General features: G+C 71.6%; 2 protein-coding genes. One reads left to right on the top strand and one right to left on the bottom strand.

Features of this window, described 5'->3' with window-relative positions; genetic code table 11:
* A partial coding sequence (locus P1P70_RS43830) for a serine/threonine-protein kinase (protein WP_319247973.1) occupies positions 1-1333 on the bottom strand: 1333 nt, incomplete at its 3' end.
* Between the two features lie 206 nt (positions 1334-1539).
* Between P1P70_RS43830 and P1P70_RS43825 the strand changes: the two genes are divergently transcribed.
* Positions 1540-1881, top strand: coding sequence for an SH3 domain-containing protein (locus P1P70_RS43825; RefSeq protein ID WP_319247970.1), 342 nt, complete (start codon positions 1540-1542; stop codon positions 1879-1881).
* The last annotated feature ends 239 nt before the right edge of the window (positions 1882-2120 follow it).

Raw genomic sequence — 2120 nt, 5'->3', positions numbered from 1 at the left:
CGCCGTCACCGCCCAGCATCCGCGCCGAGACGAACCCCCCACCCGCGACGAACACGAGGGAGGCGGCGACCAGAACGGCCCGCCGCCGCAAGCGCCTACCGGCCCCACCTCCATGCCCACCGTCGAGAGGCGGCGCGGACACGCCACGGTCATCGGCGACACCTGTGCCCGTAGTCGTGCCTGAGCCGGGGGTGGTGCCGGTGCCGGAGTTGGAGCCGGGATCTGTGCCGGTGCCGGTGCCGGAGTTGGACCCGTCTCCAGCGCCGCCGGTGCCCGGGGCCGATCCTGCCCCCGTGCCGCCCTCCCCCGCGCCGGAGTTCTCGGCGTTGCCCCGTCCCGTGTTCGTGTCGCCGCCGTAGCCGCCGCCGTGGTCGCTGCCGTGGTCGTCGCCGGGTCGGCCGGTGCCCGGGACGGCAGCCCACCCCGCCCCCTGTCTCTCCTTCTCCTTCTCCCTTTCCCGCTCTCTTTCCCGCTGGGTCGGTATGAAGGTCTGGGTGTCGTACGAGGCGGCCACGGACCGGAGTTCGTGCATCAGCTCGTCCGCCGTGGGCCGGTCCTCGGGCTCCTTCGCGAGGCAGGCGCGGACGAGCGGCGCGAGGTTGCCGGGTACGCCGGTGAGGTCCGGCTCGTCGTGGACGACCTGGTAGGCGACGACGTAGGGGCTGTCGGAGTCGAAGGGGCCGCGCCCGGTGGCCGCGTGCACGGTCACCGAACCGAGGGCGAAGATGTCGGCGGCGGGCCCGACCTCCCTGGGCCGCCGGAACTGCTCGGGGGCCATGAACGGCGGTGTACCGATCAACTTCCCGGTCTCCGTGCGCAGTTCACTGTCCTTCGGCCGGGAGATACCGAAGTCGATGACCTTGGGGCCGTCCTCGGCGAGCAGCACGTTGCTGGGCTTGAGATCCCGGTGCACCACACCGGCGCGGTGGATGTCGCGCAGGGCCTCCGCGAGTCCGGCCATCAGCCGCCGCAACTGTCCAGGCGGCATGGGCCCGTTCCGCTTGACGTGCTCGGCGAGGGTCGGGCCGGGGATGAAGAGGGTGGCCATCCAGGGCCGGGGGCTGTCGGTGTCGGCGTCCACGACAGGCGCGGTGAAGGCACCGCTGACCCGCCGGGCGGCGGCCACCTCCTGCCGGAAACGCCCTCTGAACTCTGGGTCCTTGGCGAACTCGGCATGCACCACCTTCACCGCGAGCCGCAGCCCCGAGGTCGAGGTGGCCAGATGGACGACGCCCATGCCGCCGGAACCCAGACACGACTCCAGACGGTACTGACCGGAGTACTCGGGAAGTTCCGCTTCCGCTCCCGACCCGGTGCCCCGCTGCGGTGCCATGGGTCCACCCCCGTGCTGTTTCGGCCGCCCCCGCGACGCTCGGAGCCTAGTCGATGACACGTACGGGACAGAGGCGGCTTGCTAGCCTTCACGTGCGAAAGACGCACAGGTGTGTGTGTCCTGATTCAGGGGTATCAAAGGGTCCCCATGGCTTGCATGGGGACCAAACGGGGTTCGAAGGCGTTTTAAACGGGGGGAGTTCAGCCATGTCTGTCGAGCATGCCGAAGAAATCACGGGTGACGGCGAAGGGGAGCAGGCCGCGACGGTGACGGCCACCGCGGCCGCGGTCACGGCAGCCGTCCGGTACTACTCGGTCGCGCCGGGCGTCCGCGTCAACGTCCGCAGCGGCCCGAGCACGAGTTACGGCATCGTCCGCGTCCTCTCCGAGGGCGCCAGGGTGCCGATCTACTGCCAGACCCCGGGCCAGACCATCTCCGGTCCGTACGGCACCACCAACGTCTGGGACAACATCGACGACGGCCAGTACATCTCCGACGCCTACGTCTACACAGGCAGCGACGGCTACGTGGCCGGCCGCTGCGGCTGACCTGAGGCGGGACGGCCGAAGAGCACACGGGGAGAGGGAGTGCTTCCGGTTCCGGTCTGATCGCCGGGACGGTCGCGAGGCTGAGCGAGGCGGCGGGCTCGGGGGCGCGCCAGGTGCGGGCCGGTGCCGGAGGCGTACGTGAGGCCGACCGACGGCCGGGCCGTGCCGGGCGCCTCCGGCTGCGGGCTGGTGCCTGGGGCGGCGGGAGGCGACTCGGGTGGGGCGGCCCGGTCACGGGG

The sequence above is a fragment of the Streptomyces sp. MB09-02B genome, from assembly GCF_033794485.1.
GTDB lineage: Bacteria > Actinomycetota > Actinomycetes > Streptomycetales > Streptomycetaceae > Streptomyces.
Note: the sequence above shows the minus strand (reverse complement) of the source record. Positions and strands in the feature narration are given on the sequence as shown.